The sequence below is a fragment of the Ottowia sp. oral taxon 894 genome, assembly GCF_001262075.1.
In the GTDB taxonomy this organism is placed as follows: Bacteria; Pseudomonadota; Gammaproteobacteria; order Burkholderiales; family Burkholderiaceae_C; genus Ottowia; species Ottowia massiliensis.
Genome location: NZ_CP012073.1, coordinates 2,606,144 through 2,621,027, shown reverse-complemented (window position 1 = coordinate 2,621,027; position 14,884 = coordinate 2,606,144). Strand labels below are relative to the sequence as shown.

The 14,884-nt window shown below is 68.3% G+C and carries 12 protein-coding genes; 6 read left to right on the top strand and 6 right to left on the bottom strand.

Annotation, left to right across the window (positions count from 1 at the left end):
* Positions 1 to 102: 102 nt before the first annotated feature.
* The 5 genes from ADJ79_RS11545 to ADJ79_RS11525 all read left to right on the top strand — a co-directional run bounded on the left by ADJ79_RS11545 (position 103) and on the right by ADJ79_RS11525 (position 4,588).
* On the top strand, positions 103 to 1,080 hold the full coding sequence (locus tag ADJ79_RS11545) for a tripartite tricarboxylate transporter substrate binding protein (protein ID WP_050716092.1): 978 nt from the start codon (positions 103 to 105) through the stop codon (positions 1,078 to 1,080).
* A gap of 58 nt (positions 1,081 to 1,138) precedes the next feature.
* On the top strand, positions 1,139 to 1,555 hold the full coding sequence (gene gloA / locus ADJ79_RS11540; RefSeq protein ID WP_050716091.1) for a lactoylglutathione lyase: 417 nt from the start codon (positions 1,139 to 1,141) through the stop codon (positions 1,553 to 1,555).
* Positions 1,556 to 1,587: 32 nt separating this feature from the next.
* Positions 1,588 to 2,238 (top strand): endonuclease III, encoded by a 651-nt coding sequence (gene nth / locus ADJ79_RS11535; RefSeq protein WP_050716090.1) that lies wholly within the window; start codon positions 1,588 to 1,590, stop codon positions 2,236 to 2,238.
* A gap of 13 nt (positions 2,239 to 2,251) precedes the next feature.
* Positions 2,252 to 2,614 carry a DUF488 domain-containing protein gene (locus ADJ79_RS11530; protein WP_050716089.1) on the top strand — a complete coding sequence of 121 codons (363 nt, stop codon included), beginning with the start codon at positions 2,252 to 2,254 and terminating at the stop codon, positions 2,612 to 2,614.
* A 267-nt stretch (positions 2,615 to 2,881) separates the two neighbouring features.
* On the top strand, positions 2,882 to 4,588 hold the full coding sequence (locus ADJ79_RS11525) for an ABC transporter ATP-binding protein (RefSeq protein WP_050716088.1): 1,707 nt from the start codon (positions 2,882 to 2,884) through the stop codon (positions 4,586 to 4,588).
* 326 nt (positions 4,589 to 4,914) lie between these two features.
* Here ADJ79_RS11525 and yccS read toward each other — a convergent pair whose 3' ends face one another.
* From yccS to ADJ79_RS11505, 4 genes are all read right to left on the bottom strand, one after another.
* Complete coding sequence (yccS, locus tag ADJ79_RS11520) at positions 4,915 to 7,245, bottom strand: YccS family putative transporter (protein WP_050716595.1); 2,331 nt, start codon at positions 7,243 to 7,245, stop codon at positions 4,915 to 4,917.
* Between the two features lie 177 nt (positions 7,246 to 7,422).
* Positions 7,423 to 8,787, bottom strand: a complete 1,365-nt coding sequence (tadA, locus tag ADJ79_RS11515) for a tRNA adenosine(34) deaminase TadA (protein WP_050716087.1) — start codon at positions 8,785 to 8,787, stop codon at positions 7,423 to 7,425.
* A 237-nt stretch (positions 8,788 to 9,024) separates the two neighbouring features.
* Complete coding sequence (locus ADJ79_RS11510; protein ID WP_050716594.1) at positions 9,025 to 10,953, bottom strand: MacB family efflux pump subunit; 1,929 nt, start codon at positions 10,951 to 10,953, stop codon at positions 9,025 to 9,027.
* Positions 10,954 to 11,042: 89 nt separating this feature from the next.
* Positions 11,043 to 12,254 carry an efflux RND transporter periplasmic adaptor subunit gene (locus ADJ79_RS11505; protein ID WP_050716086.1) on the bottom strand — a complete coding sequence of 404 codons (1,212 nt, stop codon included), beginning with the start codon at positions 12,252 to 12,254 and terminating at the stop codon, positions 11,043 to 11,045.
* Between ADJ79_RS11505 and ADJ79_RS15035 the strand changes: the two genes are divergently transcribed.
* A complete protein-coding gene (locus ADJ79_RS15035; protein WP_172674065.1) occupies positions 12,247 to 12,549 on the top strand; it encodes a hypothetical protein in 303 nt (100 codons plus the stop codon). The genes ADJ79_RS11505 and ADJ79_RS15035 overlap by 8 nt on opposite strands.
* Positions 12,550 to 12,642: 93 nt before the next feature.
* Here ADJ79_RS15035 and ADJ79_RS11500 read toward each other — a convergent pair whose 3' ends face one another.
* Together ADJ79_RS11500 and ADJ79_RS11495 are read right to left on the bottom strand one after the other, a co-directional pair.
* Positions 12,643 to 13,284, bottom strand: coding sequence for a TetR/AcrR family transcriptional regulator (locus tag ADJ79_RS11500; RefSeq protein ID WP_050716085.1), 642 nt, complete (start codon positions 13,282 to 13,284; stop codon positions 12,643 to 12,645).
* A gap of 46 nt (positions 13,285 to 13,330) precedes the next feature.
* Positions 13,331 to 14,884, bottom strand: a complete 1,554-nt coding sequence (locus ADJ79_RS11495) for a TolC family protein (RefSeq protein WP_172674064.1) — start codon at positions 14,882 to 14,884, stop codon at positions 13,331 to 13,333.

Genomic DNA, 14,884 nt, shown 5'->3' with positions numbered 1-14,884 from the left:
CATTTCATACCCCAAAAATCTGCTCCTGTTTCCGATGCTGTCTGGCGGGCAGAAGGCATGAAGGACAATGCCGCGTTGCCATTTTTGTCAGGAGACTGAAACATGACCGCACGCCGTTGCTTGCTGCTGTCCGCCCTCGCGCTGGCGGCGACCTGGGCCGCGCCTGCCGCCTGGGCACAGGAGACCGCGCCGCTGCGCATCGTGGTGCCGTATCCGCCTGGCGGGCCGCTGGACGCAACGGCGCGGGTGCTGGCCGAGCGCGTGCAAGGCGAGCTGGGCACGGTGGTGGTGGACAACAAGCCGGGCGCGGGCGGCAATATTGGTATGGCCGCCGTGGCCAAGGCTGTGCCCGACGGGCGCACGCTGGGCGTGGCGGCGGTGGCCACGCTGGCCATCAACCCCTGGCTGTTTCGCAAGATGCCGTATGACGCGGCCAGAGACTTCGCTCCCGTCACCGCCGTGGCCCGTGTGCCCAATGTGCTGGTGATGAATGCCGAGGCCGCCCGGCGGCTGAAGATTGCCAGCGTGGCCGATCTGATCGCCCATGCCCGCGAAAACCCCGGCCAGCTCAACTACGGCTCCGGCGGCAACGGCAGCGCGGGGCATCTGGCGGGCGAGCTGTTCAAGCAGCAGGCGGGCATCGAGGCCACGCACATTCCCTTCAACGGCGCCAATCCCGCGCAGCTGGCGCTGCTGGGCGGGCAGGTGGACTTCAACATTGACAACCTGGCCAGCGCCGCGCCCAACATCAAAAGCGGCAAGCTCGTGGCGCTGGCCGTGACCAGCGCAAGCCCCAGCCCCATGCTGCCGGGCGTGCCGCCGCTGGCCGACACGCTCAAGGGCTTTGAGATTGACACCTGGTGGGGTCTGGTGGCCCCGGCGGGCACGCCCGCGCCGGTGCTGCAAAAGCTCTCGTCGGCTTTTGGCAAGGCGCTGGCCAGCCCGCAGGCGCAGCAGCGCTTTGCCGCCATCTGGGCCGAGCCGCTGCCCACCACGCCAGAGCAGTTCGGCGAGCTGGCCGAGCGCGAGCGCGGCCGCTATCAGGGCATCGTCAAGCTCTCGGGCGCGCGGGTGGACTAGGAACCTGCTTCAAAGCGCGCTTTTTCTTTTCTTCATCAACCCACGACAGACTTTTTCAATGCGCCTTCTTCACACCATGCTCCGCGTGGGCGATCTGGACCGCTCCATCCGCTTCTATACCGAGGTGCTCGGCATGACGCTGCTGCGCCGCTCCGAGAACCCCGAATACCGCTACACGCTGGCCTTTCTGGGCTACGAAGGCGGCAACCCCGGCCAGGCCGAAATCGAGCTGACCTACAACTGGGGCCAGACCCAATATGAAATGGGCACGGCCTACGGCCACATCGCCATTGGCGTGCCCGACGCCCGCGCGGCCTGCGAAAAAATCCGCGCCGCTGGCGGCTGCGTCACGCGCGAGGCCGGCCCCGTGATGGGCGGCAGCACCGTCATCGCCTTCGTGAGCGACCCGGACGGCTACAAGATCGAGCTGATCGAGCGCGCCGACGACACGGCCAGCGGCCAGGGCCTGCGTTAATTGGCGTTCGCTGCCGCAAGGCTTTTTCCGCCATGACGCCCGCGCAAATCGAGCGCTTTTTCGCCATCTTGCAAGCGGCCAATCCGCACCCCGAAACGGAGCTGGAATACGGCAGCGCCTTTGAGCTGCTGGTTGCCGTGCTGCTATCGGCGCAGGCCACCGACGCGGGCGTGAACAAGGCCACGCGCATTCTTTTTCCGCTGGCGCGCACGCCGCAGCAAATGCTCGACCTGGGGCTGGAGCGGCTGGAAGCGGCCATCAAAACCATTGGCCTGTATCACAGCAAGGCCCGCCACCTGCTGCAAACCTGCCGCATCCTCGTGGATGAGCACGGCGGCCAGGTGCCGCGCACGCGCGCCGCGCTGGAGGCGCTGCCCGGCGTGGGCCGCAAAACGGCCAATGTGGTGCTCAACGTCGCCTTTGGCGAGCCGACGATGGCCGTGGACACGCACATCTTCCGCGTGAGCAACCGCACGGGCCTGGCCCCCGGCAAAACGCCGCTGGCCGTGGAACAAAAACTGCTGGAACGCGTGCCGCCGCATTACCTGCTGCACGCGCACCACTGGCTCATCCTGCATGGCCGCTACGTGTGCCAGGCGCGCAAGCCCCGCTGCTGGGAATGCGCCGTGGCCCACCTGTGCGACTGGCCGGACAAAACCCCTGCCCCTTCCAAAACCACATGAACGGAGCACCGACATGAGCGCCCCTGCCAACTTTCCTGCCGAGCGCATCTACGACTACGTGCACGCCCCGCACAAAAGCGCCGTGCTGCTTGACCGCCTGTGGCCGCGCGGCATCAGCAAGGCCGCCCTGCAAGGCGTGGCCTGGGAAAAAGACGCCACCCCCAGCACCGAACTGCGCCACTGGTTTCATGAAGACCCCGAAGGGCGCTTCGACGAGTTCTGCCAGCGCTTCCGCCAGGAACTGGCTGCCCCCGCTGCCCAGGCCGCCCTGGAGCGCCTGCGCGCGCTGCCCCGGCCCCTGACTTTGCTCACCGCCGCCAAAGACCCTGCCCACAGCCACATCGCCGTGCTCCAGCAGGCGCTGGCCGGGCGCTGAAAGGCGCGAGGGCGGAGCGCAGCAGGCTCTCCGTGCAGCTGGGCCGCGCCTTGGGCCTGCTTCGCCAGTCTGGAAATATCAAAAACAGGAGCGAATTCAAGGGGTAAAAAACGGCGCCTGCGCCCGTATCTCTAGGACCTCATGCTATTTTTTCAGAAGCAATATGCTGCACTTACCATCTGAGGCATTCCACGGCGTGCGGCGCTGGCTTGCGCGTGTGGCTTTGCGCATGCCCTGCGCGCCCCATTCACACTCATTGCCGCGTTCATGAATTCCGCTTCTTCCCGCCTGCCTCTGCTTGACGTGCAGCACTTGTGCATCCGCTTTGGCGCCAAACCCGTGGTGCAAGGGGTTTCGTTTGCTCTTGCGCCGGGGGAAAAGCTGGCGCTGGTGGGCGAGTCAGGCTCTGGCAAAACGCTGACGGCGCTCAGCCTGCTGCGGCTGCTCGATGGCGCGGCCTTGCAGGGGCGGGCGCTGTTTGCCGGGCGCGACGGGCAGGCGCGCGACCTGCTGGCGCTGCCCGAGCGGCAAATGCGCGCGCTGCGCGGCGATGACATCGCCATGATTTTTCAGGAGCCGATGACGGCGCTCAATCCGCTGATGACCATCGGCGCGCAAGTGGCCGAGGCCCTGCGCCTCAAGCGCGGCCTGTCCGCTGGCCGCGCGGCGCAAGAGGCGGTTGAGCTGCTGGCGAAAACGGGCATTGCCGAGCCGCAGCGGCGCGCGCGCGCTTTCGCGCATCAGCTCTCGGGCGGGCAGCGCCAGCGCGCCATGATTGCGATGGCGCTGGCCTGCCAGCCGCGCCTTTTGCTGGCCGATGAGCCGACCACGGCGCTGGATGTGAGCCTGCGCGGGCAAATTCTGGATTTGCTGGAGAGCCTGCGGCGCGAAAACGGCATGGCCGTGCTGATGATCACGCACGACCTGAACCTGGTGCGCCGCTTTGCCGACCGCGTGGCCGTCATGCAGCAAGGCCGCCTGGTGGAGCAAGGCAGCGCCGCCGCTCTGTTTGCCGCCCCGCAGCACCCTTACACGCAAAAACTGCTGGCCAGCCGCCCCGTGCGCGATGTCGATGAATCGCCCGCTGGCGACGCGGCGCAAGCCCCCGCGCTGGCCGCGCAGCACGTGCGCGTGACTTACCCCGCGCCGCTGCCGGGCCTGCGCGGCTGGTTCAAAAAAGGGCAGTTCGTGGCCGTGCATGACGCCAGTTTTTGCCTGCCGGCGGGGCGCACGCTGGGGGTGATTGGCGAGTCAGGCTCCGGCAAATCCACCCTGGCGCAAGCGGCGCTGGGCCTGCTGCCTTTCACGGGCGAGCTGCGCGTGGCGGGCCGCCCGTGGCAGCGCCGCACCCGCGCCGACAGGCCGCTGCGCCGCGTGGCGCAAGTGGTGTTTCAAGACCCGTTCTCTTCCCTTTCGCCGCGCATGACCGTGGAAGAAATCGTGGGCGAGGGCCTGCTGGTGCATGCCCCCCACTTGAGCGCTGCCGAGCGCGCCGCGCGCGTGCGGCAGGCGCTGGCCGATGTCGGCTTGCACGAAGGCGGGCAAGAAGGCGGGCTGGACGGCAAAGAGGAAAGCGGCCCGCAAGCCGCTCAAGCCACGCCAGACAGCGCCAGCCGCGCCAGCCGCTTTGCGCATTTGCTGGGCCGCTATCCGCACGAGTTTTCGGGCGGGCAGCGCCAGCGCATCGCCCTGGCGCGCGCGCTCATCGTGGAGCCGCAGCTGCTGGTGCTGGACGAACCCACCAGCGCGCTGGATGTGACGGTGCAAAAACAAGTCATCGCGCTGCTGCAAAAGCTCCAGCGCGAGCGCCGCCTGGCCTATCTGCTCATCACGCACGACGTGGACGTGGTGCGCGCCCTGGCGCATGACGTGCTGGTGCTCAAGGACGGGCAGGCCGTGGAAACCGGCCCCGCCCTGCAAGTGCTTGAAAAGCCGCAGCATCCCTACACGCAAAAGCTGCTGGCGGCGGCGTGAGGCTTTGCAAGGCTTTGTCCAGGGCCTGCTTCAGCCTGCCTGCGAAACAGATTCGGCGTTTTGAGATTCGGCGTTTTGGCCCTGCGGCGGCCTGCTTATCCGGCTGCATCCGGAAGCAGGCGCGGCCGGCGGGCGGCGCAGCGCCTTCACGCCCATCCGGAAGCATCAAAAACAGGAGCAAATTCAAAGGGCCAGAAATACCCATCTGCGCATGCTCCACTAGGACGTATTGCTATGGATAGATGAGCAAAAATACGCGATGGCGGCCTATGCACGGCTTATTTCCAGCCCATTCCAGCGCGCCTTTGCGCCTCGCGGGCTGGGCGCTACGGCTTCTGGAGCGGCGCGGTTGGCCCGGCTTCGCTGGGCGGCGTCATGCTTTTCAGCATCTGGCGGCAAGGCGCGAGCTGGCGGGTGATGAGCGAGAGCTGCTGCCACAGCACGCTGTTGGGGCGGCGGCCCTGCACGCGCGCGCGCAAGGCGCGCACGCCGCTTTGGATGCGCTCGCTGGCGGCGGCAAAGGCGCTGTCGTCCAGCCCGGGCAGGGCTTGCAGCAGCTGGGCCGTTTGGCGGGCGGTGTCGAAAAAGAGGGGGGTGAAGGCTTGCGCTTCGGGTGCTTCGGGTGCTTCGGGCGCTTGCGGCGCGGCTGCCGCTTCAGGCGTTTCAGGCGCGGCGGGCGAGGGCTGCGTTTGCGGCGGCTGCCCGGCTGCGCTGGCTTCCTGCCGCGCCTCCTGGGCAATCTGGCTGCGGTAAGCGCCCAGGGCGGAGATGTAGCCCATGAGCGCGTAGCTGGTTTTCAGCAGGTTCAGCCCCGCGCCCTGCATTTGCGGGCTGTGGCGGCCTGGCTGGCTGCTCATGTCGGAGATGGCGCTGCTCAAGGCGGCCGCCTTTTCGTGCGCCAGGCGGCGCACGCTGCGATAGGCCACATCGTCGTCCACGCCGTTTTCAAGCTGGCTGATGATGCGTTCCAGATACGCGCCGTTGCTGGCGATGGAGGCGCTGGCGCTGGCGGGCAGGCTGAGGTAGCGCCAGTCGGGCCAGAGAAAGTGCACGGCGGCCCAGGCGATGGCTGCGCCGGTGATGGTGTCGATGATGCGCACGGGCATGGCCGCATAGATGTCCACCCCCATGAGCGAGAGGCTGGTGAGCGCCTGGATGGTGATGAAGAAAGTGGACCAGCTGTATTTGTAGTTGCGCATCAGGAAAAACAGCGTGGTGGTGAGCACGATGATGCCCAGCTTGGTTTCCACCGTGGGCGTGAACCAGGGCACGACGGAGCCGACAAGCACGCCTGCGATGGTGCCGCCGATGCGCTGGTTCACCCGGCTGCGCGTGGCCGAATAGTTGGGCTGGCACACGAACAGGGCCGTCAGCAAGATCCAGTAGCCCAGATTCAGATGCAGCAGCTCCACCACCGTGCACGAGAGGGCCACCACCAGCGACAGCCGCACGGCGTGGCGAAACACCGGCGAGCGCATGTTCAGCTGGCCGCGCATGGCGCGCAGGGCGTGCAGCAGCGGGCCGTCTTGCTCCTGGGCGGCGATGCGGGTTTTGTCGGAGTTTTCGCCAAAGGCGGCGTCTGCGGCGCTTTCAATGTGGCTGAGCTGGTAGTCAATGCCCGCCAGGTTGTCCATGAGCCTTTGCAGCGCGTGGAGCTGGTCGGCCTGACCGCCCTGCTCCGCCTGATCGCCCTGTTCCGCCCGGCGGCTTTGGGCATGCACGCGCAGCGACTGCTGGCAGCCCGTCATGGCGCGTTGCAGGCGCGCGGAGTAGGCATAGGGCATGTCGGCGCGCAGGCTGGAAGCCACGTCGCGGCAGGCCTGCCCCTGCAATTCCAGCAGGCGGTGAATGCGGAAGATGAGATCGGTGTTTTTCAGGCTCTCGGCCAGCTCGCGGTAATCGGCATGGGTGGAGCTGATGCGCTCATGCACGTCTTGCGCAATGAAATACAGCCGCAGCATGCGCGCCGTGCGCGGGTGCCGGTGCTGGCCGCGCATGCGGTAGAACAAGGCGCTGCGGCACTGGTTGAAGGCGTTGATCACCGCCGTGTTCTGCCGCGCCAGCGCCAGGCGCGGACCGTCTTCCAGCCACTCGGCCTCGTCGGGGTCGAAAAAAGCGGCTTTGGCGTCGAAATACCCGCCCAGCTCGGCAAAAGCGGCGGCCATGCTGTCTTGCACGGGCCGGTGCGGAAAGACCACGTGCAGGCACAGCGTGACGCTGCTGTACAGCAGCGTGCCGCACAAAATCAGCAGCGGATTCAGAAACCAGGGCGTCTGCGGCGCATAGGCCAGCGTGGTGTAAGTGGCCACCGCCAGCGCGCCAAAGGCAATGGTGCGGTAGCGCAGCCCCAGCGCGCCCAGCACCGTGAACAGGAAAGTGAGCGCCGTCATCGTCACGATAAACGGCAGCCCCGTGCCCAGCATCGTCTGCACCAGCAGCGAAGAAAAAGAAAAGGCCAGCGCCGTCAGCACGATGTTTTGCACGCGCCCCGTCAGCCCGTTGTCCAGATCGACCAGGCCGCCCGCAATCACGCCCAGCACCAGCGGCATCGTCCACGCGGGCTGCCGCACGGCCCACACAAAGCCGCAAGCCAGCATCACGCAGCAGAAGATGGGCAAGGTGGCGATGACTTTGGAATTGATGGCAGGCGTGCGCATGGCGTGGGAGCGCGCCGCCAGCGGCTGGCGGCGCAAAAAGGCGCAGATTGTGCGCCTGGCGCCAGTCAGTCGCGCATCAAAACAATGCGCTTTGATCAAGCCGGAAATGAAAACAGCCCGCCAGGCGCGCCAAAGCTTTTTTTGCGCGGCGCGGCCGGAAAACCGGGAAAAACGCGTTCAGTCTTTTGCCCATTGCGCGGGCTGCGCCAGCCGCGCCAGCGCCAGCTGTGCGATTTCGCGCCCTGCCGTGGCGCAGCTGAAGTGGCCCGCGCCGGGCAGGGGCAAGGGCGGCGGCGCGCCCCGCACGGCGGCTTGCAGCGCGTGCATGGCGGCGGGGCCATAAAAAGGGTCGGGCGTGCCGCAAATCAGCAGGCTGGCGCCGTGCCAACGGTTTTGCCAGAAGGCGCGCAAGTCAGGCTCATGCCCGCCATCGGCCAGGCGCGGCAGGGCGCGCAAGGCGGCGCGGTGGCCGCTGTCAGGGAAAGGGGCTTCGCAAGCGGCTTGCTCGTCAGCGGGCGGGCGCGGCAAGCGCGAAAGAGGCAAACGGGCAGGCGCGCCCTGCCCTGCCCCGCTGGCCTGCGCCGCTGGCGCAAAGCCGGTGTTGATGGCCAGCAGCGCGGCGTAGCGCTGCGGATCGGCGGCGGGCAGCGCCAGGCCCGCCGCGCCGGCCGTGCCGTGCAGGGCCAGGGCCACGCGGCGCACATCCAGCTTGCGCACCCATTCGATGAGGATTTGCCGGTGCCAGGCCAGGGTGTGGGCGCTTTCTTTCTTGGGCTTGTCGCTGCGGCCAAAGCCGATCAAGTCAGGCGCGATCACGCGGCAGCCCGCCGCCAGCCACTGGGCTGCCATGTGCCGCCACAGGTGGCTCCAGGCGGGCGCGCCGTGCAGGCACAGCCAGGTGATGGGCGCGTCGCGCGGGCCTTCGTCCATATAGCTCAGGCGCAAGCCGCCCAGGGCGGGCAAGCCGCTTTCGGCATGGCGCGGCCAGGGGTCATCGGGCAGATGGGCAAAGCGCGCGGGCGGCGTGCGCAGCGCGTCTTGCCGCAAGGGGGCGGCGTTGATGCGGCGCGGCCTGAAAAAGCCGTGCAGCGCAGCGGCGCATTCGCCCGCCAGCACGCCGCCAGTGACTTGCGTTTGATGGTTGAGCGCGGGCTGGGCAAACAGGTTGAGCAGCGAACCGGCCGCGCCCGTTTTGGGGTCGGCCGCGCCAAAAACCACGCGCGCCAGCCGCGCGTGCAGCATGGCCCCGGCGCACATGGCGCAAGGCTCCAGCGTCACATACAGCGTGCAGCCTTGCAGCCGGTAGTTGCCCAGCGCGCGCGCGGCCTGGCGCAAGGCAGCGATTTCGGCATGCGCGCTGGGGTCATGCGCGCCCACGCAGGCGTTGCCAGCAGCGGCGATGCAGCGCCCGTCCTTGACCACCACCGCGCCCACAGGCACTTCGCCGCGCGCTGCCGCTTCATGCGCGGCTTGCAGGGCCAGGCGCATCCAGCGGGCGTCTTCAGACGTTTCGGCAGGGGCAGCTTCTGGGAACTTGTTCATGATCTGGCCGGGAGGGGCAAAAGAGCGGACCGGGATGGGCCGCGAAACGCAAGCCGCAGACGGGCCTTCGCCGCTTCTTTGGCTGGCTGCTCACGGCTTTTCCCGTTTGGCGAAGCCTTGCCCTGCGCCGCAACAGAAACAGGAGCAAATCTGAGTGGCCCAAAATGCCGGTCAGCGCAGTTTCCACTAGGACATCATGCTATGGATTGAGGAGCGGAAATATCTTGTGCCCAGTGCTTATTGCCGCGAGAGCGCGTCAATCGGGTTCAGGCGCGCGGCGCTGCGGGCGGGCCAGAAGCCAAAGGCCAGGCCGATGAAGGTGGAGCAGGCCACGGCCAGCACGATGGCGTTGGCGGAAAACACCAGGTGCACTTCGCTGGAGAGGCGCTCCAGCACCCAGCCCAGGCCAAAGGCCAGGCCGATGCCCAGCAGGCCGCCCAGCAGGCAGACGAAGACGGCTTCGATGAGAAATTGCTGGAGGATGTCGGCCTGGCGCGCGCCCACGGCCATGCGGATGCCGATTTCGGGCGTGCGCTCGGTCACGCTCACCAGCATGATGTTCATCACGCCGATGCCGCCCACCACGAGGGCGATGACGGCAATGGAGGAGATGAACACCTGCATGGTGAAGGTGGTTTTTTCGACCATTTCGCGCACGGTGTCGCTGTTGCTGGTGAAAAAGTCTTTGCTGCCGTGGCGGCGCGTGAGCAGCTCGGTGATTTGCTTTTCGGCGTAGTGGGTGGTGTAGCCGTCTTTGACGCGCACGGAGATGTTTTGCAGCACCTGGCTGCCGGTGAGGCGCCCCATGACGCTGGTGTAGGGCAGCCAGACGGTGTTGCCGGAGTTGAAGCCGAAGTTGCTTTTTTCCTTGGCGGTGACGCCAATGATGCGTGCGGGCACGCTGCCCAGCAGGATGATTTGGCCCAAAGGGTTGCCGCCGCCCGGAAAGAGCGTTTTGCGGGTGTTGTCGTCGATCACGGCGTCCAGCGCCAGGTTTTTGACGCTGCTTTCGTCAAACAGCACGCCGGCGGCCAGGGTGAGGCCGCGCACGTTGAAGTATTCGGCGGATACGCCGCTGACGGTGGCGGTTTTTTCCTGGTTGCCCATGCGCAGGGTGACGCTGGTTTGCACTTGCGGCGTGGCGCTGTGCGCGTAGGGCTGCTCGGCCAGCGCGGCGGCGTCGGCAGCCGAGAGGGTGCGGATGGCGTCGGCGCGCCGGTCGCCAAAGCCGGAGCCGGCGAAGATGGAGATGGTGTTGGTGCCGATGGAGCTGATGTCCGAGAGGATTTGCTGCTTGGCGCCTTCGCCGATGGCATTGACCAGGGTGACGGAGACGATGCCGATGATGATGCCCAGCATGGTCAGCAGCGTGCGCATGCGGTGCGAGAGCATGGCGTGCAGGGCCATGCGCGCCGCTTCGCGCAGGCGCATGAGCCAGGCGGCCAGGCCCGCTTTGGGCGGCGGCGCTTCGCTGGCGGGCGCGGCAGGCGGCGCAGCAGCGGCGCTGTCGCGGGTGATGCGGCCGTCGGCAATTTCAATCACGCGCCGCGCGTGGGCGGCCACCTTGGCATCGTGCGTGACGAGGATGATGGTGTGCCCGGCGGCATTGAGTTCCTGAAGAATCTGCATGACCTGCTCGCCCGTGTGGCTGTCCAGCGCGCCAGTGGGTTCATCGGCCAGCACCACGCTGCCGCCGTTCATGAGGGCGCGGGCAATGGACACGCGCTGCTGCTGCCCGCCGGAGAGCTGCCCGGGCTTGTGCGCCAGGCGCTCGCCCAGCCCCAGGCGCTCCAGCAGGCGGGCCGATCGCGCGCGGCGCGCGGCCGCGCCCAGGCCCGCGTAGATGGCGGGAATTTCCACGTTGTCTTGCGCCGTCAGGCCCGTCAGCAGCTGGTAGCGCTGAAAGACAAAGCCGAAATGCTCGCGGCGCAGGCGCGCCAGTTCATCCGGCTGCATGGCGCGCGTTTCGCGGCCCAGCACCTGGTAGCTGCCGTGCGAAGGCTGGTCCAGGCAGCCGATGATGTTCATCAGCGTGGATTTGCCGGAGCCGGATGGGCCGATGATGGCCACCATCTCGCCCGCGCGAATCGTCAGGTTCACATCCTTGAGCACGGCCACCGGGCCGTCGCCCGCCGGAAATTCGCGCGTGACGCCGCGCAGGCGCATCAGCGGCGCGCCCGGCCCGCCGCCATTCGCTTTTTCCACGCTTTCTTCCCCGGCTTGCGCCAGACGGTGTTCAGTCATGGCGCGCTCCTTCAAGGCCCCATGGGCGGCGGCGGCCCCATTTCCACGCTGACGGCATCCATAGCCGGCGTGGCCTCGCCCGTGATCACGCGCTCGCCTTCTTTCAGGCCCTCCAACACCTGGGCATGCACGCGGTTGTTCAGGCCCACGCGCACCAGGCGGGTTTCTTCGCGCTGCGCATCGCCCTCGCCCGTCAGCACGCGCACGGCGTAGCGGCCCTCGTCATCTTTGGCGCCCAGCGCGCTGGCGGGCACGGTGAGCGCACCTTGCACACGGTCCACCACGATGTGCACTTGCGCCGTCATGGAAACGCGCAGCACGCCATCGGGGTTGGGCGCGTGCAGGATGCCGTTGTAGTAAATGGCCGTGGCGCTGGCGGCGGATGTGGCCGACGAGCTGGTGTCGCTGCTGCCGCTTTCATCGGCCGGCGGCAGCAGGGCGATGGCCTTCAGCTCGGTGGCGTAACGCTTGTCCGGCTCGCCCAGCAGCGTGAACCAGGCGGCCATGCCGGGCTTGACGCGGGGCACGTCGGCCTCGGAAATCTGCGCCTCGATCTTCACCTCATCCAGCCGGGCGAGCTTGACGATGGTGGGCGTGGACATGGCGGCATTGACCGTCTGCCCCTGCTCCGTCACCACGGCCACGATGGTGCCGTCCATGGGCGCGGCAATGCGCGTGTAGCCCAGATTGGCGCGCGCCGTCTGCGCCTTCAGATTCGCCTGCTCCAGCTGGGCGGCGTTGGTTTTCAAATCGGCCTCGGCGGCGGCCAGCTGGTTTTGTGCCGACTGCAAATCGGCGCGGGACGTGGCGTCCTTGGCCATCATCTCCTGCTGGCGCGCCAGGTTTTGCTTAGCCAGCGTGAGCGCCGCCTGCCGCGAAGCGCGCTGCGCCTTGAGCGACTCGATGCCCGCCAGCTCGTCACGCAAGGCGTTTTGCTGCGTGGTGTCGTCAATCTCGGCAATGAGCTGCCCTTTTTTGACCACATCGCCCACCTTCACATGCAGCGCCTTGACCTGCCCTGTGGCCTGCGCGCCCACATTCACCTGCCGCAGCGCGCGAATGGCGCCCGTGGCCAGCACGGTGTCTTCCAGGTCCTGCTTTTGCACCTGCGCCGTCACCCACTGCGGCGCAGGCGGGCCGCCAGAAGTCTTCCACCACCAGAAGGCTGCGCCCAACACCAAGGCCAGCGCCAGCCAGCCTCCTGTTCGCCAAGATTTGCGCATCAGTAAAAACCCTGTGTTGCCCATAAAAGCGCGCGAGTGTACCGAGCGCGCTTTGCGCCTCGGTAAAGAAATAAGGACACCTGTTCCAGTCTGTCCGCGAGGGGCGGCAAGGAGCGGCAAGAGCGAACCGCAGGCAGGTCTTGGCATGCGTTTTTCCGGAAGTCGCTCGCAACCTGCCGCAAGGGAGCGGGCGCAAATGGCGGGCGCAAATGGCGGGCGCAGCGGCCATGCCGGAAAGGGGAAAAAGCGGATGAAAAGCCTGGGCAAAGAGCTGAATCAGCTCCTTGATTCATAGCATCAGGTCCTAGTGGAACGTGCGCAGATGCCACTTCAAACGCCCTTGAATTCGCTCCTGTTTTTGATGCGTCTGCCAGGCGCTGCCGGTCCGTCAATTCATGCGGGCGCGCGCGATGCGCAGCGCTTCGCTGGCGGGCAGGCCCAGCGAGAGCAAAAGCAGCTCGGTGATGTCGCTGCCAATGCGGCGCGGCGAGGCGCCGCTTTGCTGCATTTGCGCGAAGCCGCCCAGCACGGCGCCGGCCACCAGCACGGCGGCGGTGCGGGCCTGGCCGGGGCGCAGCGTGAAGCGGCCGCTGGCGATGCCTTCGCGCAGGTAGCGCATGGTGGGGCCGTGCCATAGCTGGGCCAGCGGGGGCTGGGTCAGGCCGTAGCGCAGGATGAAGCGCGCCCAGTGCGGCTCGTCGCGCGCGCGTTGCAGGTAGTGGCGCACGCCGGCGGCCAGGCGCATGGCGGGGTCGGGTTCGCCGCTCATGGCGCGGTCGATGCGTTCGCTCATGTCGGCGCACAGGCGTATGACGAGCTGGCCGAAGAGGGCTTCCACGGATTCCAGGTTGTTGTAGATGGTGCCGCGCGCCACCTGGGCGGCGGCGGCCAGTTCGCTGATTTGGACGGTGGCCGGGTCTTTTTCGGCGAACAGCCTGAGCGCGGCCTGGTGAATGCGCTGCTGCGCGGCGTTCAGCGGGGGGCAGCGGCCGGATGCTGCGGCGGCAGCGGCGGATGGGGTGGCGGGCATGTTTTCTGTTTTCTTGCTGCGGAGCGGGTGCGCGGGCGGGCGGCTTTCACCAGCCGCCGCCCAGCGCCTGGTAGAGGCGGATGCTGGCGCTGGCCTGCTGCATGCGGGCCTGGGCGAGGGCGTCGTCGGCTTCGGCCAGCTCAAGCCGCGCCTGCAAGGGGGCGTCGCGCTGGCGCTCGCCGGCCTGGTAGAGGGCTTGCAGGCCGCTGGCGCGGCGGGCGGCGCTTTGGCGGGCGGCTCGCAGGCTTTCAACGCGCGCGTCCAGCGCGGCGCGGGCAGCATAGGCGGCTTCAACTTCTTGCAGCGCGTCGAGCACGGCGCGGTCGTATTCGGCCACGGCGGCGTGCAGGCGCGCGTCGCCCGCCCGCGCCTGCGCCTGCAAGCGGCCTGCGGTGAACAGGGGCAGCGAGACGCGCAGGCCGATCAGGCCGCCCGCGCCGCTGGCGCGGGGCAGGCCGCTGAAGTCCAGCCGCCCTTCGTTGCCGAGAAAGACGATGCCAAAGCTGGGCAGCAGTTCGGCTTTCAGGCTTTTGAGCTGGGCGGCGCGCGCCTGCACGGCCTGCTGGCGCACGCGCACGTCGGGGCGGCGCGCCAGCACGCTGGAGGGCAGCTGCCCGCTTGGCGGCGCGGGCGGCGCAGATGGCTCGGGCGGAGCGGCGGCTTCGGATGCGGCGGCTGACGCATTCGGCGTTTCTGGCGCTTCTGGCACATCCGGCAGCAGCGCAGCCAGCGCGGCGTCGGGCTGGCCTGGAGGCTGTCCGCAGAGCGCGGCCAGGCGCTGGCGGCGGGTGAGCAGCAGCGCCTGCAAGGCGGGGCGGGCGGCTTGCAGTCCGGCCAGGCGCGCCTGGGCGGCGGCCACGTCGGCGGCGCGGGCCTGGCCTGCGGCCAGGCGCGCCTGGGCGTAGCCGTGCAGCTGGGCGGCGGTGGCCGTGGCGGCATCCAGTATGGACAGGCGCTGGGCCAGGGCCAGGGCTTCGCGCCAGTTGCTGGCGGCTTCGGCGGCCACCAGCATGTGTGCGCCGTGCAGGCGCTCCTGGGCAATGGCGGCGGCGGCCCGGGCGGCGCTGGCATCGGCGCGGCGGGCGCCGAACACGTCGGCCTCCCAGACGGCGCCCACGCCAGCGGCCAGGCCCCGCGCGTCGGCTGAAGAAGGCAGCGCGGCGCTGTAGGGCGGCGCCAGCGTCCGCCAGGCGCTGGCATTGCGCCAGTCGGCTGTGCCTGCGCCAGCGGCGGCTGCGGCCACGGCGGTGGGATACAGGGCTGATTCGGCCACGTCGGCCAGCGCGCGGGCGGCTTGCAGGTTGGCCTGCGCGGCGCGGATGTCAGGGCTGGCGGCCAGGGCGCGTTCGATCAGCGCGTTCATCCGCGCGTCGCCCCAGAGCCGCCACCAGCGGCCCAGGTCTTGCTGCGGCCCGTCAGCGGCTTGCGCGGCGGGGGCAGAAAAAGCGTCCGGCACGCGCGCCTGGGCGGGAGGCGTGCGCACTTTCAGCGCCTGGCCGCAGCCAGCCAGCCAGGCGGCGCAGGCCAGGGCCAGCAAGGGCGCGGCGCGGCGCGGGGAGCAAAGAGCGCGGGGAGCGCCTGAGGCGCGAAGAAGGGGCAT

Coding starts and splice junctions, on each gene's coding strand:
- gloA (WP_050716091.1), top strand. CDS start 1,139: ATGCGCCTTCTTCACACCATGCTCCGCGTGGGCGATCTGGACCGCTCC.
- ADJ79_RS11545 (WP_050716092.1), top strand. CDS start 103: ATGACCGCACGCCGTTGCTTGCTGCTGTCCGCCCTCGCGCTGGCGGCG.
- ADJ79_RS11510 (WP_050716594.1), bottom strand. CDS start 10,953: ATGCGCCTGCGCGGCGTCACGCGCGAATTTCCGGCGGGCGACGGCCCG.
- ADJ79_RS11500 (WP_050716085.1), bottom strand. CDS start 13,284: ATGCCCGCCACCCCATCCGCCGCTGCCGCCGCAGCATCCGGCCGCTGC.
- tadA (WP_050716087.1), bottom strand. CDS start 8,787: ATGAACAAGTTCCCAGAAGCTGCCCCTGCCGAAACGTCTGAAGACGCC.
- yccS (WP_050716595.1), bottom strand. CDS start 7,245: ATGCGCACGCCTGCCATCAATTCCAAAGTCATCGCCACCTTGCCCATC.
- ADJ79_RS11530 (WP_050716089.1), top strand. CDS start 2,252: ATGAGCGCCCCTGCCAACTTTCCTGCCGAGCGCATCTACGACTACGTG.
- ADJ79_RS11525 (WP_050716088.1), top strand. CDS start 2,882: ATGAATTCCGCTTCTTCCCGCCTGCCTCTGCTTGACGTGCAGCACTTG.
- nth (WP_050716090.1), top strand. CDS start 1,588: ATGACGCCCGCGCAAATCGAGCGCTTTTTCGCCATCTTGCAAGCGGCC.
- ADJ79_RS11505 (WP_050716086.1), bottom strand. CDS start 12,254: ATGCGCAAATCTTGGCGAACAGGAGGCTGGCTGGCGCTGGCCTTGGTG.
- ADJ79_RS11495 (WP_172674064.1), bottom strand. CDS start 14,884: ATGCCCCTTCTTCGCGCCTCAGGCGCTCCCCGCGCTCTTTGCTCCCCG.